18 protein-coding genes are annotated in these 19806 nt (G+C 58.0%); 4 read left to right on the forward strand and 14 right to left on the reverse strand.

What is annotated here, in order from left to right; genetic code table 11:
- Window positions 1–11 precede the first annotated feature (11 nt).
- The 4 genes from GOW04_RS04690 to purC all read right to left on the reverse strand — a co-directional run bounded on the left by GOW04_RS04690 (window position 12) and on the right by purC (window position 2966).
- Window positions 12–1055, reverse strand: coding sequence for a zinc-dependent alcohol dehydrogenase family protein (locus GOW04_RS04690; RefSeq protein WP_171231687.1), 1044 nt, complete (start codon window positions 1053–1055; stop codon window positions 12–14).
- Between the two features lie 4 nt (window positions 1056–1059).
- Window positions 1060–1290, reverse strand: coding sequence for a phosphoribosylformylglycinamidine synthase subunit PurS (gene purS / locus GOW04_RS04695; RefSeq protein ID WP_117872765.1), 231 nt, complete (start codon window positions 1288–1290; stop codon window positions 1060–1062).
- A gap of 115 nt (window positions 1291–1405) precedes the next feature.
- Window positions 1406–2071, reverse strand: a complete 666-nt coding sequence (locus GOW04_RS04700; RefSeq protein ID WP_171228698.1) for a MarC family protein — start codon at window positions 2069–2071, stop codon at window positions 1406–1408.
- 139 nt (window positions 2072–2210) lie between these two features.
- Entirely contained in the window at window positions 2211–2966 is a 756-nt protein-coding gene (purC, locus tag GOW04_RS04705; RefSeq protein WP_117869044.1) for a phosphoribosylaminoimidazolesuccinocarboxamide synthase, read from the reverse strand.
- Window positions 2967–3153: 187 nt separating this feature from the next.
- Between purC and GOW04_RS04710 the strand changes: the two genes are divergently transcribed.
- On the forward strand, window positions 3154–3471 hold the full coding sequence (locus GOW04_RS04710) for a DUF1476 domain-containing protein (RefSeq protein WP_152457893.1): 318 nt from the start codon (window positions 3154–3156) through the stop codon (window positions 3469–3471).
- A gap of 122 nt (window positions 3472–3593) precedes the next feature.
- A complete protein-coding gene (bmt, locus tag GOW04_RS04715) occupies window positions 3594–4607 on the forward strand; it encodes a betaine--homocysteine S-methyltransferase (RefSeq protein ID WP_171204712.1) in 1014 nt (337 codons plus the stop codon).
- Window positions 4608–4618: 11 nt separating this feature from the next.
- Here bmt and GOW04_RS04720 read toward each other — a convergent pair whose 3' ends face one another.
- From GOW04_RS04720 to GOW04_RS04765, 10 genes are all read right to left on the reverse strand, one after another.
- The gene (locus GOW04_RS04720) at window positions 4619–5395 is read right to left on the reverse strand and encodes an enoyl-CoA hydratase-related protein (RefSeq protein WP_171116067.1); all 777 of its coding nucleotides are present in this window, start codon (window positions 5393–5395) and stop codon (window positions 4619–4621) included.
- A gap of 75 nt (window positions 5396–5470) precedes the next feature.
- On the reverse strand, window positions 5471–5926 hold the full coding sequence (locus tag GOW04_RS04725; RefSeq protein ID WP_171116069.1) for a cytochrome c-type biogenesis protein: 456 nt from the start codon (window positions 5924–5926) through the stop codon (window positions 5471–5473).
- Window positions 5923–7887 (reverse strand): heme lyase CcmF/NrfE family subunit, encoded by a 1965-nt coding sequence (locus tag GOW04_RS04730; protein ID WP_171231688.1) that lies wholly within the window; start codon window positions 7885–7887, stop codon window positions 5923–5925. Before GOW04_RS04730 ends, GOW04_RS04725 begins: the two co-directional genes overlap by 4 nt.
- Before the next feature lie 75 nt (window positions 7888–7962).
- Window positions 7963–8541 carry a holin family protein gene (locus GOW04_RS04735; RefSeq protein WP_171231689.1) on the reverse strand — a complete coding sequence of 193 codons (579 nt, stop codon included), beginning with the start codon at window positions 8539–8541 and terminating at the stop codon, window positions 7963–7965.
- Window positions 8532–9143, reverse strand: a complete 612-nt coding sequence (locus GOW04_RS04740) for a holin-associated N-acetylmuramidase (protein WP_171231690.1) — start codon at window positions 9141–9143, stop codon at window positions 8532–8534. The genes GOW04_RS04735 and GOW04_RS04740 overlap by 10 nt, the downstream gene beginning before the upstream one ends.
- A gap of 118 nt (window positions 9144–9261) precedes the next feature.
- On the reverse strand, window positions 9262–9708 hold the full coding sequence (gene ccmE, locus GOW04_RS04745) for a cytochrome c maturation protein CcmE (RefSeq protein ID WP_171116077.1): 447 nt from the start codon (window positions 9706–9708) through the stop codon (window positions 9262–9264).
- A 7-nt stretch (window positions 9709–9715) separates the two neighbouring features.
- Window positions 9716–10744 (reverse strand): N-acetyl-gamma-glutamyl-phosphate reductase, encoded by a 1029-nt coding sequence (argC, locus tag GOW04_RS04750; protein WP_171231691.1) that lies wholly within the window; start codon window positions 10742–10744, stop codon window positions 9716–9718.
- A gap of 94 nt (window positions 10745–10838) precedes the next feature.
- Entirely contained in the window at window positions 10839–11648 is an 810-nt protein-coding gene (locus GOW04_RS04755; protein ID WP_171168294.1) for a glutamate racemase, read from the reverse strand.
- 8 nt (window positions 11649–11656) lie between these two features.
- Window positions 11657–12535, reverse strand: coding sequence for a lysophospholipid acyltransferase family protein (locus tag GOW04_RS04760; protein WP_171231692.1), 879 nt, complete (start codon window positions 12533–12535; stop codon window positions 11657–11659).
- 78 nt (window positions 12536–12613) lie between these two features.
- Window positions 12614–16033, reverse strand: coding sequence for an indolepyruvate ferredoxin oxidoreductase family protein (locus tag GOW04_RS04765; protein WP_171231693.1), 3420 nt, complete (start codon window positions 16031–16033; stop codon window positions 12614–12616).
- Between the two features lie 169 nt (window positions 16034–16202).
- Between GOW04_RS04765 and GOW04_RS04770 the strand changes: the two genes are divergently transcribed.
- Together GOW04_RS04770 and GOW04_RS04775 are read left to right on the forward strand one after the other, a co-directional pair.
- The gene (locus tag GOW04_RS04770; RefSeq protein WP_171116088.1) at window positions 16203–17111 is read left to right on the forward strand and encodes a LysR family transcriptional regulator; all 909 of its coding nucleotides are present in this window, start codon (window positions 16203–16205) and stop codon (window positions 17109–17111) included.
- 270 nt (window positions 17112–17381) lie between these two features.
- On the forward strand, window positions 17382–19628 hold the full coding sequence (locus GOW04_RS04775) for a mechanosensitive ion channel domain-containing protein (RefSeq protein WP_171231694.1): 2247 nt from the start codon (window positions 17382–17384) through the stop codon (window positions 19626–19628).
- The last annotated feature ends 178 nt before the right edge of the window (window positions 19629–19806 follow it).

A 19806-nucleotide genomic window follows, 5' to 3' on the forward strand; every position in this document is an offset into this window, starting at 1 on the left:
GGCGGGCCCTCCTACGAGACAAAATCGGTGACGACCGCAACGCCCGGAGGGGTTGGATGGTCAAAGGCGGCAAGCTCGGCGCTCACCTGGTTGAGAGATATTTTTCGCGTGACCAACGGGCCCAGGTCAATTCCACCACCTGCGATCAGCGACAACAAAGACGGATAGCGCCAGCTTGGCATTCCGCGTGTGCCAAAGACGGAAAGCTGGCCAGAGTAAAGCACATCCATCGGCAACGCCATCTGGGTATGATCCCCGGCAGGCATCCCGATCTGCACCATGCGCCCCATTTTGCGCAGGGAACGCATCGCGGAAACGGTCGTGGCTTCGACGCCAAGCGCCTCGATCGCGACATGGGCACCGCCACCGGTGATATCCTTCACCGCCTGGGGCGCGTCGCAGGTTGCCGCATTGACCACCGCATCTGCGCCCAGAGCCTTGGCATAGTTCAGTTTGTCATCCGTGATATCGACAATTACCACACGTGCGCCAAGCGCCTTGCCCAGCAGCAAAGTGGATACTCCGACACCGCCGCCGCCGAAGACGGCAATCCATTCACCGCCCTGAACCTGTGCCCGACCGACCAATGCCTGCCACGACGTCGTCACGCGGCATCCCAAAGCGGCCGCGATGTCCGGCGCGATGCTGTCCGGCAAGGATGTCAGGTTCGCGTCAGCATGGGCCACCGCGACATATTCCGCAAAAGCGCCGTCACAGGTGAACCCCGGCATAACCTGATCCGCGCAGATCGTTTGATGACCTTGCGCACAATCCGGACACCGGCCACAGGCCAGAATGAAAGGAGCAATCACCCGATCTCCGACACGCCACCGGGTGACGCGCGCGCCGACGGAAACCACCTCGCCGCAATACTCGTGCCCTGGCGTCATGGGCAGGATGACGTCCGGGTCCGAACCAGACCACGCGTGCCAGTCAGACCGGCACACGCCGCTGGCCAGCACCCGCACGACCACGCCGTCTTCCGCAGGTGCGGGATCCGGGATCGTCGTTACCTCAAGCGGCTGACGGTAGGTGATCAGACGCGCGGCCCGCATTCCATCAGACCAGTTCGATCTCGTAGCGTTCGATAACAGTGTTGGCCAAAAGCTTTTCGCACATCTCGGTCACATCTGCTTCGGTCGCGCCGTCGGCCAGTTCAAGGTCGATCACCTTGCCCTGACGCACACCTTCGACCTGATCAAAGCCCATTGCGCCCAATGCGTGCCGAACCGCTTCGCCCTGCGGGTCCAGCACCCCGTTCTTGAGCATCACATGAACCCGTGCTTTCATTTTGGCAACTCCACCTGCGGGCCGCAATCCGAGGCCCATTTCGTTGCGCGGGGGATAGCGCGCCAAATGGCTTTCGACAACCCTGTTTGCAAAGCAGTTTGCCGCAGCAATCCAACTATCCGCCTTCTTTGGCCAATCCCGGGTAATGCGCGTCAATTGCATGGAACGTGCCAGTCAGAACCATCTCGACCGCGACGGCGACCAGCAGGATGGCCATGATCCGGGTCAGGACGTTGATCATTGTCTCACCCAACAGGCGCGAGATCTGATCTGCGAACAACAATCCCAGCCCCACGATCACGCAGGCAATCAGGATCGCCGAACCCAGCGTCACGATTTCGGCGCCGTTCGACAGTTGGTGCGAAAAAACGATCGTGATGGCAATCGTGCCCGGCCCTATGGTCAAAGGTATCGCCAGCGGTACGACCGCAAAATTCAGTTTCCGCTCGTGCCCGTCGTCCATCGCGGCCTGATCGCCCGGCGGCCGGTCCTCGGCCTTCAACATCGACATCCCGATTCCGAAAATGATGATCCCTCCGGCAATCCGGAAAGCCGGCACATCAATGCCAAAAACCCCAAGCACCTCTTCCCCGATCACGACAGCGGTCAGCGCAATGACGGTAACCGAGATCATGACAACAACCGCAACGTGCCGCCGCTCTGCCGCAGTGCAGTTCTTGGTCATGCTCAGAAAAATGGGGATGTTGTAAAGCGGATTGAAGATTGCAAGCACGGCGGCCAGAAACTTCAGAAATACTGTCTGATCAAACAGTTCCGCCATTTGACACCCATCCTGAACCTTTTGTGCCTGCCCGAGGCAAACATGCTGGGGAAACGAGAAACTGTCAATTTCAACCGCGAACGAAAAAGCGCCGCAAACACGGTTGCGGCGCTTTGGCAAACTTGTGGTCCGGCCGTTCCTAGTTGATCAGCGTCGGCTTGGTGACATTGTTGCTGGGCAGGACACCCAGTCGGCGTGCAACTTCGGAATAGGCGTCGGTCAAACTGCCCAAATCACGGCGGAACACGTCCTTGTCCAGTTTCTGACCGGTTTCGATATCCCACAGGCGGCAGCTGTCGGGGCTGATTTCGTCAGCAACGATCAGGCGCTGATAATCGCCTTCAAACACGCGGCCGATCTCGATCTTGAAGTCGACCAGACGAATGCCCACCGCCAGCATCACACCGCTCATGAAATCGTTCACGCGCAAGGCAAGGCTGAGGATATCGTCCATGTCCTGCTGGCTGGCCCAGCCAAACGCGGCGATGTGTTCTTCGGTGACTAGCGGATCACCCAGCGAATCGTCCTTGTAGCAGTACTCGACGATCGGGCGCGGCAGTTGCGTGCCCTCTGCAATGCCCAAGCGCTTGGACATCGATCCGGCGGCATAGTTGCGCACGATCACTTCCAGCGGAACGATTTCGCAGTTGCGAACCAGCTGTTCACGCATGTTCAGGCGGCGAATGAAGTGGTTCGGAATGCCGATCTGGGTCAGGCCGGTCATGAAGAATTCCGACAGGCGGTTGTTGAGCACACCCTTGCCGTCGATCACGTCCTTCTTTTCCGCGTTGAAGGCGGTGGCGTCATCCTTGAAATACTGGACGATCGTGCCCGGTTCGGGGCCTTCGTACAGAATCTTGGCCTTGCCTTCATAGATTTTCTTGCGACGCGCCATAAGCGACCTTTCCACTCTGCACAGAGGGATTGAGTCCCCTCACGTTGGCGTCCTCATAGTCCAAGCACCCATTTCCCGCAAGTTCATGTACCCGAGAGGCTTTGACGCAGCGCAAATCCCTTGCGCATGGGACGTCGTATAGTCATATCATCAGGAAAGAAGACATAATCCAAGAGGTCCTTGCCCTATGACGACGTTCGACGAACGCGAAAACGCCTTTGAAGCCAAGTTTGCCCATGATGAAGAGATGCAGTTCAAGGCACAAGCCCGCTGCAACAAGCTTTTGGGTCTGTGGGCTGCTGAAAAACTGGGTAAATCCGGTGCCGACGCCGAAGAATATGCAAAAACGGTCGTGATTTCCGACTTCGAGGAAGCCGGGCACGAAGATGTCGTTCGCAAGGTTTCCGGCGATCTGGGCAACCTGTCCTCGGACGAGGAAATCCGCGCGAAAATGGCCGAGCTTCTGCCCGAAGCCAAGGCGCAGGTCCTGAGCGAGACCAACTGAGCCTAGGGCGTCCGGCTCATGATCTTCATGAGTTTTATGAATTTGATTTGACGCTTTGGTCATGAGACACGGGGCGTCTCTCTTTTTTAACGGCGTTTTGCGCCTTTTCCTGGAACAACCCTATGACAAACGCGCTGAGCAAGCTTCTGGAATCCAATGACGCCATTCTGGCCGATGGTGCCACGGGAACGAATCTGTTCAACATGGGCCTGCAATCTGGTGACGCTCCCGAACTCTGGAACGTGGATGCCCCGGACAAGATCCGGGCTCTGTATCAGGGGTCGGTTGATGCAGGCAGCGATCTGTTCCTGACCAACACGTTCGGCGGCACAGCGGCACGGCTGAAACTTCATGACGCGCACAACCGCGTGGGCGAGCTGAACCGCATCGGCGCCGAGCTGGGGCGCGAAATCGCCGACAAGGCCGGACGACCTGTCGTCGTTGCAGGATCGGTCGGCCCGACTGGTGAAATCATGGAGCCGGTCGGCAGCCTGTCGCACGCCGAAGCCGTGGAAATGTTCCATGAACAGGCGGAAGCGCTGAAAGAAGGTGGGGTGGATGTTCTGTGGGTGGAAACCATCAGCGCCCCCGAAGAGTTTCGCGCCGCCGCCGAAGCCTTTGCCCTGACCGACATGCCCTGGTGCGGCACAATGAGCTTTGACACTGCCGGACGCACGATGATGGGTGTCACATCGGCCGATCTGGCCCAGCTGGTCGAAACTCTGCCGAATCCTCCCATCGCTTTCGGTGCGAACTGCGGCACCGGCGCATCCGACATTCTGCGCACAGTACTGGGATTTGCCGCGCAAGGCACTGAACGCCCGCTGATCTCGAAGGGCAACGCAGGCATTCCGAAATACGTGGATGGTCACATCCATTATGACGGAACGCCCGAACTGATGGGGCAGTATGCCGCCATGGCGCGGGATGCCGGCGCGACCATCATTGGCGGGTGCTGCGGAACCATGCCCGACCACCTGCGCAAGATGCGTGAGGCGCTGGACAGCACGCCGCGTGGTGAACGCCCGACGCTCGATCAGATCACTGATGCGCTGGGTCCGTTCACATCCGCCTCGGACGGGACGGATGACGATGCGGCACCGGAACGTCGCACACGCCGCCGCCGCCGCGCATGATGTCAGCCTGATCAGCGCCCTTCGAATTTCGGAGGGCGTTTTTCCATGAAGGCCACGACACCTTCGGCAAAGTCCCTCGAACGGCCACATTCGCCTTGCAGGTGCGCCTCGGTCGCAAGCTGCTGTTGCAGAGTGTTTTCATACGTTCGGCGAATGGCTTGCTTGATCGCGCCATAGGCGGCCGTGGGGCCTTTTGCCAGATACTCTGCCCTCTTGCGCCAATGATCGGCGAAAGCGTCATCCGGCACGGCTTCCCAGATCATGCCCCATTCATCCGCCTGCTTTGCCGTGATCTTTTCGGCAAACAAGGCCGCGCCCATTGCTTTGGCCAACCCCATCTGACGGGGCATGAACCATGTTCCACCGGCATCGGGAAGCAGACCGATACGGGCAAATGCCTGTAGGAAGTAGGCGCTTTCGGTGGCAATCACCACATCGGCACAAAGGGCAAGGTTCGCGCCTGCCCCGGCCGCCGGTCCGTTCACCGCGGCAATCGTGGGCACCGGGCAATTGTGGATCGTCTCCAGCATCGGTTCATATTCATCGCGCAGCGACCGTTCCAGATCGATCTTGCCGGTTGAAGACGCATCGCCCAGATCCTGCCCGGAACAAAACGCAGGGCCCGAACCGGTGATGACGACACAGCGCGCCTTGATCGCTGCATCTTTCATGGCGTGCGTAATCTCTGCCCGCATCTGGGTGGTCAGCGCGTTCATCTTGTCCGGCCTGTTCAGCGTCAGAACCGCCAGACCGTCTGCAATCTCCAGAGCAACCGTTTCGTAATTCATGAAAACCCTCCCGTCGCGCCATGTGTTTTTGCACACTTACTGGCCCGGACGGGACGGGAAAAGCAGAACCACGCGTCAGTCTTCAAGAATTTGACGCAGACGTTCTTTTTCGTCCTCACTCAACGCGGCAGAGTCCACCGAAGCACGGGCCTTGGCCCGGGTACGGAGAAAGTTCAACCCAACCGCGGCAGCGATCAACAGCATGATTGGCCCGGCCAGCCACAAAAACAGGTTCGAGCCGCTGGCAGTCGGTTTCAGAAGTACGTATTCGCCATACCTATCAACGATAAACGCGATCGCCTGTTCGTCCGTATCCCCAGCCACCAACCGTTCCCGCAACAACACGCGCAGATCACGCGCGAGATCCGCGTTGCTTTCGTCGATGCTCTCATTGCGGCACACGAGGCAACGCAGTCCGGCGCTGAGATCCCGCGCACGCTGTTCCAGTACCGGATCATCCAGAACCTCGTCAGGCTGCACCGCAAAGACGGGTGTTGCGAGCATCATCAGAATCAGAACAAGGCGTTTCATTCCGCAGGTACTCCGCCGACCGGGGTTTTTCTTGCGCCTGCGGCCACACGGAAGCGCCTGTCACACAGGCTCAGGACACCGCCAAGCGCCATCAGGATACAGCCGCCCCAGATCCAGTTTGCAAGCGGCTTGATATAGGTTCGCATCACCCAGCCACCATCTGCCTGTTGATCGCCGATCACGACGTAAAGGTCCCCGAGGAAACGATAATCGATCGCCGCTTCGGTCGTGGGCATCCGCGCAACGGGGTAATCCCGTTTTTCCGGGTGCAATGTCCCGATCGGACGACCATTCTTTTCAACCAGAACATCCGCCGTGGTCGAAAAATAGTTCGGCCCCTCGACCCGACGGACATCTTGCAGCGTCAGCGTGAACTGTGCCACTTCGAAAGGTTGGTTGGGTTGGGCGACGCGAATATCCTCGTCCTCCCATGCAGTCAGGCCTGCAATGGCAAAGATGGTAACACCCAGCCCGGTATGAGCGACGGCTTTACCCCAATCCGCACCTGGCAGGCGGAACAAGCGTTTCAGGCTGCCGTTGCGCCCCGTACGGCTCCACAAATCAACGATGGCGCCAAATGTAATCCACGCCCCAAGGAACAGACCCACCGGCCCCAAAGCGCTGCGGCCGGTCTGCATCGCCCAAACCAGCAAGGCAATCGCCAAGGCCAGACCAAAGGCATAGCGCAGCGACCAGGCCGTTTTTCCAATCCGCCCGCGTTTCCACGGCAACATGGCCCCGATGGGAAGGATCAATCCCAGCAAAACCATGAAAGGAGAGAATGCAGCGTTGAAAAACGGCGCCCCGACCGAGAGTTTGCGATCAAACATCATCTCGGCCACCATCGGCCACATCGTACCGACAAAGACCACGAAACAACTGACCGCCAGCAGGACGTTGTTTACGATCAGCGCGCTTTCGCGGCTGACCATGCCGAAAACACCCTTGGCCTCCATCGCCTGCGCCCGCGCGGCAAACAAAGTCAGCGCCCCGCCGATGAAAACCACAAGAATGAACAGGATGAACACCCCGCGTTCCGGGTCATTGGCAAAGGCGTGAACCGAAGTCAGCAGCCCCGAACGAACGATGAATGTTCCGATCAGCGAAAACCCGAAGGCAATGATTGCCAGCAGGATGGTCCAGCTTTTCAGCGCCTCGCGCTTTTCAACAACGATTGCCGAATGCAGCAGCGCTGCCGCCAGCAGCCACGGCATGAAAGAGGCGTTCTCAACCGGATCCCAAAACCAGAAACCGCCCCAGCCCAGCTCGTAATAGGCCCACCAGGACCCCAGTGCGATGCCGATTGTCAAAAACACCCAGGCGGCCAGCGTCCATGGACGAACCCAGCGGCCCCATGCCGCATCGATACGCCCTTCGATCAGCGCCGCGATGGCAAAACTGAACGCCATGCTCAGCCCCACATAGCCAAGATACAGAAATGGCGGGTGGAAGGCCAAACCGGGATCCTGCAACAGCGGGTTCAGATCTCGCCCGTCAAACGGCGCAATTGCCAGCCGGTCAAACGGGTTCGAGGTAAACAGAATGAAAGCAAAAAACGCCACGGCAATGGCAGATTGAACCGCAAGCACACGCGCCTTCAGGCTTGGGGGCAACCCGCCCCCAAAGAATGCCGCCATCGCTCCGAACAGCGTGACAATCAGCACCCAAAGCAGCATCGATCCTTCGTGGTTTCCCCACGTCCCGCTGATCTTGTAGATCATCGGCTTGGCCGAATGACTGTTTTCGACCACGATCCGCAGCGAAAAGTCCGACACGATGAAAGCCCAGATCAGCGCACCGAAGGAAAATGCAGTCAGCAGAAACTGGACGATGGCCGCAGGCTCGGCAAAAGCCATCCAGCCGGTCCAGTTTTTTGACGCACCGATCAGAGGCACCACGCTTTGCACGATGGCGACGAAAAAGGCGAGGATGAGGGCGAAGTGGCCAAGCTCTGTAATCATGCCCCGGAATATACTGCGAGGCCGAACCGGGGGCCATTAACTTTCGCACGATCCGAGGGCACATAGTGTCGCGGGTCAAAGCCCCCGTAGCTTGCGCCAATCGGTCAATGCTGGATTCGCATCAGGACGCGAGGCGTTCTGTATCAGGTTGGCATCAGGGCCTGGGTCGGCGACGCCCGGGCTGTCGCTGCGCATGGCCCGCACCGTTTCTATTTTCCCCATGACCGTCGGCAGGCGCTGCATGGCTGCGCCTATATCCCGCTGAAAATCCTGCATTTTGCTCTGATGGCGCGCGCCAAAATAAAAAGAGACAATCACGCCCAGCAACCACCAAAGAGGTTCCGGCACCAGCGCAATGCCCTGCATGCGTTCAGCGAACCACAGCGGATCCACCATCGCGGCAACAAACAATCCCAGCGTTCCTAGTGCCAACGCCGGGCGCGGCAACCGGTTCACGCCATCCATGACGCGGTCGAACAGGCCTTTTTGAGGAACCACGAATTCTCGGCCGAACTGCGTCATTGCCTGACTTTGCAACTCTGTCGCGCGCTCGGCACGGGACTCGGCGTTTTCCCGGTATATTTCAACCGTCTCACGCACAGCGTTGCGACCGCCCCCGAACAGCAGCGCCAATACCCCCGAGATCAACCCCATGCCGCAACCCTTTCCTTGAATTCACTTTCCGTCAGACGATAGCGTGGCGACAGAAACTCTTCGGCCCGTTTGATCCAGCCTCCTTTGCCACCGGATCGGGTGCGCGCGTATTTTCTGGATGCCGGGCGTTTGTCGGCCAGCCGAAAGTAATAGTTCCGCCGCGCCACGCCGTACGCATCGCGCAACGCGTTGGGATCTGGTTGGGCCGCGTCTGTGCATGCGTGCGCCGTTTGCGCGCCGATCACGCCATCTGCCACCACGTCAAACCCCATATCACGCAAAAGCCGTTGCAGGATTATTACTGCTTGCGCACCGGCATTGACGTACATGTCGAAGACAGGGGCATGCAGAACATCCGGCAACAGCGCGATGCGTGGCTTTTCAAAGTAGTGCTGAACAAAGATATCGACCGCCTCGCGCTGAGTAAGCGCCCGGACATCCGCCACGTCAACCAGCCCATCCCCGGTCAGGTCCAATCCAAGCCGGCGCATCGTGTGGATCGTGACACCGAACTTGGTTGCCCCGCCCGGATCGTCCGGGTCATTCACGTACCCGCCTTCCCGGCGCACAATTTCATTGGCAATCTGCCGAACCGTTTGCATAGCGCCCTCATTTCGTTGAATGGCGCTGACGATCCCGAAAAAGAATTAACAAGCCTGAACGACCGAGGGCGCTGCCCGCATCCCGCGCGCAACGCCCTCAACACGAATGTGGGTCAGGTCAGCTTTCTTCAGCCTCTTTGTACACGCCCTGCTCTTTCAACGCGTCCACGACTTCCTTCGGCATATAGGTTTCGTCATGTTTAGCAAGAATTTCAGTGGCTTCGAACACACCGTTCACGTAACGTCCGGTGCCGACCATGCCCTGATTTTCCGAAAACAGATCAGGCAGAACCCCGGTGAAAGAAACCTTGACGCTTTCGCCGCCGTCGGTGACGACAAAATGTACGGTTTCGCCCTGCCCACGGATGATTGAACCTTCTTCGACCAGGCCGCCAATCCGAAAGACCTCGGTCGGCTTGGGTGGTTCGGCAATCACCTGGCTTGGCGAGCGGAAAAAGTTGATCCCGTCGCGCATGGCATAGCCAATCAACGCCGTCGATGCCACCAAGGCAACGACAGCTACCAGAATGACTTGTACTCGGCGACGTTTCTTGAGCGTTTTCATACCGTCCTCACGGGAATAACGGTGCCATCATCAGGCCCCGGGTTTCAATTTCACCTAACATCAGATTGGCGTTCTGCAAGGCTTGGCCACTGCTACCTTTTGTCAGGTTATCCAGCGCTGCGATCACGATCGCACGCCGTTCGATCCGATCTGCCACAACACCGATATGACAGAAGTTGGACCCGCGCACATGGTGGGTCGATGGTGTCTCGCCCATCGGCAGCATCTGAATGAAAGGCTCATCCGCGTAGGCCTTTGCAAGCGTTTCATAGACGCTATTCGGGTCACCTTTCACGTAGGTCGTGGCCAGAATACCCCGGTTTGCAGGGATCAGGTGCGGAGTGAACTGCACATGAACCGTACGACCGGCCAGTTTGGAAAACTCCTGATCGAACTCGCCCAGATGCCTGTGGGTCCCGCCGACGGCATAGGCGTTGGTGCCCTCGCTCAGTTCGGCGTGCAGCAGGTTTTCCTTCGGCGACCGCCCTGCCCCGGATACTGCGCATTTCAGATCCAGCACGATATCGTCCAGATCAATCACCCCGGCAGAAACAAGCGGCCGCAGAACGTATTGACCGGTTGCCGCGTTGCACCCTGTGCCCGCCACCAGCCGCGCGCCCCGGATTTCGTCGCGATAGAACTCGGTCAGACCATAAACGGCCTCTTCCTGCTGCTCGAGAGCGGAATGCGGGTTTCCGTACCACTTTTCATATTCATCCGGGTCAGTCAGCCGGAAGTCAGCAGACAGATCGATGATCTTCAGATCCTTGGGCAGTGCACTGATCACTTCCTGGCTTGTCTTGTGCGGAAGGGCACAAAAGCACAGATCGATCCGGGAAAAATCGATCTCGGAAATCTTGCAAAGATCCGGCAGGTCCATGTGGCGCAGATGCGGGAAAACCTGCGCTATGGTCATCCCCGCCTTGCGTTCGGCGGCCAGCGCGGCGATTTCCATGTTGGGGTGTTCGGCGATCAGCCGCACCAATTCCGCACCGGTATAGCCCGAAGCGCCCAGAATTGCGATTTTATGGGTCATGTCAGACCTCTTCTCAACGTGTGTCACATGTTACGACCGCCGATGCGACGGTCTTGAATTAATGAAAGCAGAGCGGCCGCGTCCTTGACCGAAGTCAGGCGGCCTCGAATGTGATTTGTCGTCGGAGGAACTGTGTCGCCCGATCGCTCACCACATTGGGTTTCCCCGTCGTCAGGAACCCTCCCGGGCCGTTACCCAGCATGTTGGGGTGGCGATGCAGATAGTCCGCAAGGCTTTCCGCAACCAGCTCCCCCTGGCTATAGACCTGCACGTCAGGTCCCAATGCCGCCTGAAACACGTCAGCCATAAGCGGGTAATGCGTACAGCCCAGAATGGCCGCCTGCGGTTCAGGCATCTTGCGCTTGAGGGCTTCCACATGACTGCGCACCAGCGCCTCGGCCAGGATCATGTCACCGTCTTCAATGGCATCCACGACGCCACCACATGCCTGCGCCTCGACATCCACGCCAATTGCCCGGAACGCCAGCTCGCGCTGAAAGGCCCGGCTGGATACAGTGGCGGGCGTGGCGAACAAGGCGACATGCTTGACCGCCACTTCGCGTGGTGGGGAATTGTCGCCCCATTGCCGTTCGGTCAGGGCCTCGATCAAGGGAACAAAGACACCAAGCACACGTTTGCCTTCGGGCACGCCCTCTTCCTGCATCCGGCGCAGCGCCGCCGCGCTGGCGGTGTTGCAGGCCAGAATCACCAAGTTGCAGCCGCGATCCCAAAGGTCCTGCACGGCCTTTCGGGTCAGCTGATAGATGTCCTCGGCATCGCGCACACCGTAAGGGGCATGCGCGCTGTCCGCGTAATACAGGAAATCAACGTCAGGCAGACGTGTCTGCGCGGCGCTCAGGACGGTAAGACCGCCCAATCCGGAATCAAAGATACCTACTGCCATTAGCCCCTTCAGGCGCGATGCCGTTCCTCATATTCATAGCCATAGTCATAAGACTTCAGCGGTGTCGGAGACAGCTCATACGTCGCTTTGCGCAGGAAATCCATCATCTTGCGCGTATCCTTGCCCAGCGGATCCAGAATGTCGCGCCCGATAAGCGTGCCAATCACCACTTTGACCGGAGTATCGACACGTTTTTTGAATTCCTTGATCAGCAACCCCATGCGCAGGGTGTTGTGCATATGGCTAGCAATCTGAAACAGACGTGACGTATGCCCGTCGAAGAACACCGGAACGACGGTGGCATTGGATTTGGCCACCATTCGGGCCGTGAAACCGCGCCAACCCGGATCCATGGGATGCGCGAACGGATTGACGCCGGTGCTGACCGTACCCCCAGGGAAAATCCCGATCGCGCCGCCATTGCCAAGGTAATTCAATGCGGTCTTCCGCGTATCCAGATTCAGTTTCACCGCTTCTTTGGTTTCATCAAACGAAACAGGCAAAACGATACGGTTCAGGTCTTCGGCCTTGCGGAAAACGCGATTTGCGAGAATCCGGAAATCACCACGGGTCTGGGACAATATATGCCCCATCATCAGCCCATCCAGAATTCCATATGGATGGTTTGCAATCAGGATAAGCGGACCTTCCTTGGGGATATTCGCCAGTGCGCCACCAACTACATCCAAGGTCAATCCATAGCGATCGACCATGACCGACCAAAAATCCCGACCCTTTGCGACTTCTTGTTCGTATCCGTCGGCCCGTTTGATCAGACGCAACCGTCCCGTGGTGTTCTCCATCAGCCTGATGACCAACCGCCCCCCCTTGGTTTCGGCGGAATGCGCATACGAGATGTCACGAACGACATGACGACGAGAAGACATGAAGGGCTCCGTTTTGCTGCCCGCAAAATAAGTACAAGCAACAGGTTTGACCAGCTATCGTGACACCCTTGTGACGAATTACTCTGCCGCAGCTTGCAATTCAGGCCCACCGCTGCGGATGACGGCCAGCAGCTCCTCTCGCCGTTTCGCAGCCTTGGCCTCATTTTCCCGCAGTACCGGCCCAAATCCGCGGATATCCAGCGGCAACCGAGCCAGGGCAGCAATCGCATCACGGGTGTCCTGCGACACCAGGGGCAGAACCTCGCGCATGTCCTTTTCATACTGTCGGATCAGGGCGCGCTCCATCTTGCGTTCGGATGAATACCCAAAAATGTCCAGTGGTGTGCCGCGCAATGCCTTGAGTTTGGTCAACAGCTTCAATGCAGTCAGGATGGATTCGCTGAAGGCACGCTTTTTCGGCCTGCCATTGCTGCCCGATCCGCCGAATATCGGCGGAGCAAGGTGAAAGGTCATCTTGAAGTCACCATCAAACTCGGCCGCCGCTTTTTCCCGACTGGTCAGCAGAAGGCGCGCAACCTCGTATTCGTCCTTGTACGACAACAGCTTGTGATACCCTTTTGCCACCGCTTCGCGCACATCCGCGTCCTCGACACTGTCCACAAGCTTGCGGTACCGCCTGGCCAGCCGGGCGCTTTGATATTCCGTCAGGTGCTGCGCGCGAAACGCGATGATCTGATCCAGTGTCTTAGGCATCTCAGCCACGGTCGGCGCAAGGATGGATTGCACGTCTTCCGGGTGCAGAACCGCCCAACGTCCGATATCAAACGCACGCTTGTTGCGTTCGACCGCCGTGCCGTTCAATTCGATGGCCTCAAAGATCGCCTGATGGCTGACCGGCAACAGTCCGCGCTGCCAGGTTGCGCCGAAGATCATCATGTTGGAATAGATTGAATCCCCCATCACCGCGCGCGCCAGTTCGGTCGCATCAAACAGCGAGACATCTTCTTTCAGCCGCGCTTGCAGGGCCAGTTCCAGCTGATCCGCCGGAATGCGAAACTCGGTATCACGCGTGAAGTCGCCCGTCACCGTTTCATGGCTGTTCACGACGGCCCCCGTACGTCCGGTGCGCGTCAGGCCCAACGTCTTTGCGCCGGCCGAGACCACCAGATCGCCGCCGATCAGCGCGTGGGCCTCGCCAGTGGCCACGCGAATCGCGCTGATATCCTCGGGGCGGTTGGCCAATCTACAGTGGATGTGGACTGCGCCGCCTTTCTGCGCCAGCCCCGCCATTTCCATCATGCCCGCGCCTTTTCCGTCAATCTGCGCCGCCTGCGCAAGGATGGCGCCAATGGTGACGACACCCGTACCGCCAACGCCAGTAATCACGACATTGTGCGTGCCGGTGATCTTCGGCAGATCTGGTGTTGGCAAATCTGGCAGATCAATTTCGGTCGTCGCCTCTTTGCGAATTTTCGCGCCCTCAAGCGTCACGAAAGACGGGCAGAAACCGTTCAAACACGAGTAATCCTTGTTGCAGCTCGATTGGTCAATGGCCCGCTTGCGACCCAGCTCGGTCTGTTTGGGAACGATCGACACGCAGTTTGACTGTACACCGCAATCACCGCAGCCTTCACAGACATCGGTGTTGATGAACACACGCTTGTCGGGATCGGGGAATGTCCCGCGCTTGCGGCGGCGGCGCTTTTCGGCAGCGCAGGTTTGTACATAGACGATGACCGATACGCCCTCGATCTCGCGAAACTTCTCCTGCACCTGCATGAGGTCGGCACGCTCGTATGTCTGAACGCTGGCGGGCAGAGCCTTGAAGTTGACGTCCTCTTTTTCATCGTAAACCAGAGCCACCTCTCGGACACCCATTGCCTTGACCTCGGCAACGATCCGTTCGGCGGTCAGGTCGCCCTCATTCTCCTGCCCGCCGGTCATGGCAACCGCGTCGTTGAACAGGATCTTGAAGGTGATGTTCGTTCCTGCGGACAACGCAGCCCGGATCGACTGAACGCCGGAATGGTTGTACGTGCCATCGCCAAGGTTCTGGAATACGTGCTTGGTCGTTGAAAACGGAGCCTCACCGATCCAGTTGGCGCCTTCCCCACCCATCTGAGTGAAACCGGTCGTCTCGCGATCCATCCATTGAACCATGTAGTGACAGCCGATACCGGCATAGGCGCGGCTGCCTTCCGGTACCCTTGTCGAGCTGTTATGCGGGCAGCCGGAACAGAAATACGGAAGCCGCGTTGCTATTTCCTGTGCGTTGTCGGCCCGGCGCGCTTCTGACAAAGACGCCAGCCCGGCCCGGATACCATCGGTCTCGCGCCCCTCTTCAATCAGGATCTCGCCCAGCTTTTCAGCGATCATGATCGGGTCAAGCGCACCGCGCGTCGGGAACAGTTCTTCGCGGTGCAATGTCCCGGCACCGCCTTTGTACCAGCCATAGACCCGGCGTCCGCGCCGGTCGTCAAAGATGGCCTCTTTGACCTGAACCTCGATCAGCTTGCGCTTTTCCTCGACGATCACGATCAGGTCCAGCCCCTCGGCCCAGTCGTGGAATCCGGCCATATCCAGCGGGAAAGTCTGCCCCACCTTGTACGTGGTAATCCCCAGGCGCTCGGCCTCGGCTTCGTCGATATTCAGAAGCGAAAGCGCATGTGTCAGGTCCAGCCAGTTCTTGCCCGCCGCGACAAAACCGATCTTGGCGCCGGGTTTGCCCCACATCCGCCTGTCCAGCTTGTTGGCGTGTGAAAACGTTTCGGCTGCGAACCTTTTGTAATCGATGACACGCGTTTCCTGCAGATGCGGCGTGTCGCCCAACCGGATGTTCAACCCACCTTCTGGCATGTCGAATTCTGGGATGACCATTTGCATCCGGTCCGGACTTCCATCCACGACCGAGGTGACTTCGATCGTGTCCTTCATCGTCTTCAGACCCACCCAGACACCCGCGAAACGGCTGAGTGCAAATCCATAAATTCCATAGTCGAGGATTTCCTGAACGCCAGCGGGGCTGACGATCGGCATGTACATGTCGACCAGCGACCATTCCGACTGATGCAGCACCGTCGAGCTTTCGCCGGTATGGTCATCGCCCATCGCCATGAGCACACCGCCATGTTTGGCTGTCCCTGCCATGTTTGCGTGGCGCATGACGTCACCGGACCGGTCAACGCCCGGCCCCTTGCCATACCAAAGCCCGAAGACCCCATCGAATTTGCCGTCGCCGCGCAGACCCGCCTGCTGGCTGCCCCAAAGCGCGGTGGCTGCCAGGTCTTCGTTCAAACCGAACTGAAACGTGATATCGCTTTCGGCCAGTGGCTTTTGGGCCCGCATCATTTGCTGATCCACTGCCCCCAAAGGCGACCCGCGGTATCCGGTGACCAATCCCGCGGTGTTAAGGCCCGCTTGCCGGTCTCTGGCCTTTTGCATCAGCATCAAGCGCACAAGCGCCTGCGTTCCATTGAGAAGAACCGGGTTTTTCTCAAGATCGAACCGGTCGTTCAGCGTTATCTGTGGCTGGCTCATCAGACGTCTCCCCTCGTCAGATCAGTGTGCTTTACTTGGGTTCATTTTAGGTCATAATTTCTGACCTGTATAGAATTTATCCACTGATATGTAACGATTTCGTCCTTTGAATGTAGAACTTGTTACCTATTTCATATAGGGCTTCTGAAAGATAACGAAAGTTGCGGTGATGGATTGGGACAAGCTTAGAATATTTCACGCGGTGGCCGATGCAGGCAGCCTTACGCACGCCGGAGACAAGCTGAACCTGTCTCAATCCGCCGTAAGCCGACAGATCCGCGCATTGGAAGAGTCTCTGGATGCCACCCTGTTCCACCGTCACGCGCGGGGGCTGATTCTCACCGAACAGGGCGAGTTGTTGTTTGACGCCACATCCGCCATGTCGAAACGGTTGGATGCCGCAGCTGCACGTATTCGCGACAGCGAGGAAGAAGTCTTTGGTGTTTTGCGTGTCACGACGACCTTCGGCTTTGGAACACTCTGGCTGGCACCGCGCTTGCCGAAACTTTATGAGCAATACCCGGACCTGAACATCGACCTGATGCTTGAAGAACGCGTTCTGGATCTTCCGATGCGCGAAGCGGACGTCGCCATCCGCATGAAAGAGCCCAGCCAGGCTGATCTGGTGCGCAAGCGCCTTATGACCGTTCAGATGATGTTGTATGCAACCCAGGATTATATCGAAAACCACGGCGGCATGTTGCAGTCCCTGGAAGAGATCAAGGACCACCGTCTGATTTGTCAGACCCCTGCGGCGCCGCAGGTTGGGGCCAGTGCCGCTATGGTGCGCCACCTGATGACCTATAATCCCGGGTCCTTGCTGACTGTGAACAACTATTTTGGTGTGCTTCAGGGCGTTTTGCACAATCTGGGCATCGGTGTTCTGCCCGATTATGTCACTCAGGATTTTCCGCACCTCGTGCCCATCCTGTCAGACATCGAAACCGCAGATGTTCCGGTTTATCTGGCCTACCCGGAAGAATTACGGCATTCAAAACGCGTTGGCGCGTTTCGCGACTTCGTGCAGGACGAAATCATCGCACAGCGTAAGCAGCTGAAACAGATGGGAAAACTGTAGCTATGCGCAAATAGCATAACGGACATGAAGTGATCACAGAGTTAATTGCCTTGAACGTTCACAAACTGACCCCTAAATGAGCACTCGAAGGCGGTGATGCTGAAACGCTCATCATCTTCATACCTCCCTGTTGGACTACGGCCGAGCTCATAGCTCGGCCTTTTTTTTTGGCTGGACCCTGCATTAAGTCAGCGAAAGCTCTGGGAAAAATACACGCATAGGCATATGATCCCCAAAAAACGATACAATTTCGTGTTTGAGGGAAAATACATGTTCCACCCACTCCGCCTGGTTTTGGCGCTCGTCTCAGCATTGTTCATGGCAGTGCCACTATATGCACAGGACGCCGGCTCAACTTCTACAGTGGCCATTCCGGAAGACCTGACACCCGAACAGGTCGACGATCTTGTTGCACGCATGTCCGATGATCAGGTTCGCGCAATTCTATTGGAGCGTCTTGATGCCGTGGCGGAAAAACAAGCCGCCGAAAAGGCGGACGTAGAAGACCCGTTGACCGAGATAAGCGAGATTTGGGCAGCCATGGTCGCATCCTGGACACATGTTCTGACCACTGCTCCCAACATTATCACCGCGCAGATTACCGCGTTCAGCAATTTTAGCGATACATTCGGAACGACCGGTGTCTTTACACTTATGGGGCTTGTCCTTTCTGTACTTGTTGTCGGTTTCATTGCGGAAAAGCTGTTCATCTTCCTGACACGTCGCTGGCATGAAGCGACCGAAGCGGCGGACGAGGCCGACCTTTGGGGCGCCGTCAGATACCTGTTTCGTCGGTTCTGCCGCGAAATCGCCGGGCTGATCATTTTCTATGTCGTGATCCGCGCAGTTGGCCGCGGTCTTCTAACCACGGAACAGATCACCTATGCTGCACCGTTTGTATTCTATCTTATCTGGGTGCCGCGATTGGGTGCAGCAGCGTCCCGGTTTGTTCTGGCACCGGAAAAGCCGCAATTTCGGCTGGTCAATATCGACGACCACTGGGCAAAGTACCTGCACCGCAACCTGATCGGCCTGTTGATCCTGATCGGGTTCACGCTGTTCGTCGTACGGTTCAACGCGCTCAATGGCGTCACGGGTGACGATACCCGCATTGGCTTCTGGCTGAACGCTGCAATTCACGTCTATATCGCCGTAATCGCCTGGACCGCGCGCGAAGGACTGTCGCAGATGATGCTTGGGACAGACCCGGATCACACGAAATTCGATGAGGAAGTTGCGCATTATTACCCCTATTTTGCCATCGGCGTTTCGGTGGCAATCTGGCTGCTGGTCGAGTTCCTGGTCGCACAGCGTGATCCGGCAACATTGAGATTGCTGACCAGCGGTGCGCATTTCACGACGATGTTCTGGTTGTTGATTGCACCTGCGCTAGATACGCTGATCCGCGGTCTCGTGCGGCATTTGCAACCGCCAATGTCGGGCGAAGGTCCTCTTGCCGAACGCGCCTACCGTTCCGCGAAACGCAGCTATATCCGGATTGGTCGCGTTATCGCCGGCTTGGTCGTTGTTTTCATGATTGCACGCGCATGGCATCTTGACCTGCGCAATGTCGCTTCGGCCGGTGTCGGTGCCGAAGTCGGCGGGGCTGTGATCGAATTCCTGCTGATCATCGCCATCGGCTATATCCTGAACGAGGTCGTCTCGCTCTGGATCAACCGCCGACTGGCCAGGGAACAGACTGCGGCCGAGGCCCTGGACGAAGAAGCAGGCGGTGAAGGCGGCGGTGCCGGCGGCTCTCGTCTGGCGACGGTTCTGCCTCTGATGCGGATCACTGCCCAGATTACGATTGCCGTGATTTTTGGCCTGCTGGCGCTGGGCGCATTGGGCATAAATATCACGCCGCTTTTGGCCGGTGCCGGTGTTCTGGGATTGGCGATCGGCTTTGGTGCGCAGAAGCTGGTTGCTGACATCGTGGGCGGGGTTTTCTTCCTGATCGACGATGCCTTCCGCGTCGGAGAATATGTCGATGTCGGCGGCACGATGGGAACTGTCGAGAAGATCTCGGTTCGCTCGATGCAGTTGCGTCACCATCGCGGCCCCGTACACACGATTCCCTACGGTGAGATTCAGAAGCTGACAAATTTCAGCCGCGACTGGGTGATCATGAAGCTGAAATTCACCGTGCCGTTCGACACCGATCCCAACAAGGTCAAGAAGATCTTCAAGAAGATCGGTGCTGAAATGATGGAGGACGAGACCCACAAGGATGGCTTCCTGCAACCGTTCAAATCGCAAGGTGTGTTCGATTTTGACGATGTCGGCATGATCATCCGCGGCAAGTTCATGGCCAAGCCCGGCAAGCAGTTCACACTGCGCAAGGAGATCTTCAACCGGGTCAAGGCGGCCTTCAAGGAAAACGGCATCGACTTTGCCCGCCGCGAGGTACGCGTTGCGATTCCGGGTCTGGACGACAATGAAAACCTGACCCCGGAACAGAAGACGGCTGTTGGCGCCGCAGCCGCAGCGCAGCTCAACAAGGATCAGGGATCGGCGTAGGCTTTGCGGTTCACGCCAGCTGCATGCACCCATTCCGGGGCGCATTCATCCGGAACCGGCAGTGATGCCGGTTCCGTTTTTCTTTGAAAGACGCAACCTGCGCCGTCTTGACCCTTTCCACACGCGCGCGCTTGCCCTACAAGGCGCGCAATCTCGGCCCACTTGGACACAGGACAGA

The organism is Ruegeria sp. HKCCA4812 (assembly GCF_013034245.1).
In the GTDB taxonomy this organism is placed as follows: Bacteria; Pseudomonadota; Alphaproteobacteria; order Rhodobacterales; family Rhodobacteraceae; genus Ruegeria.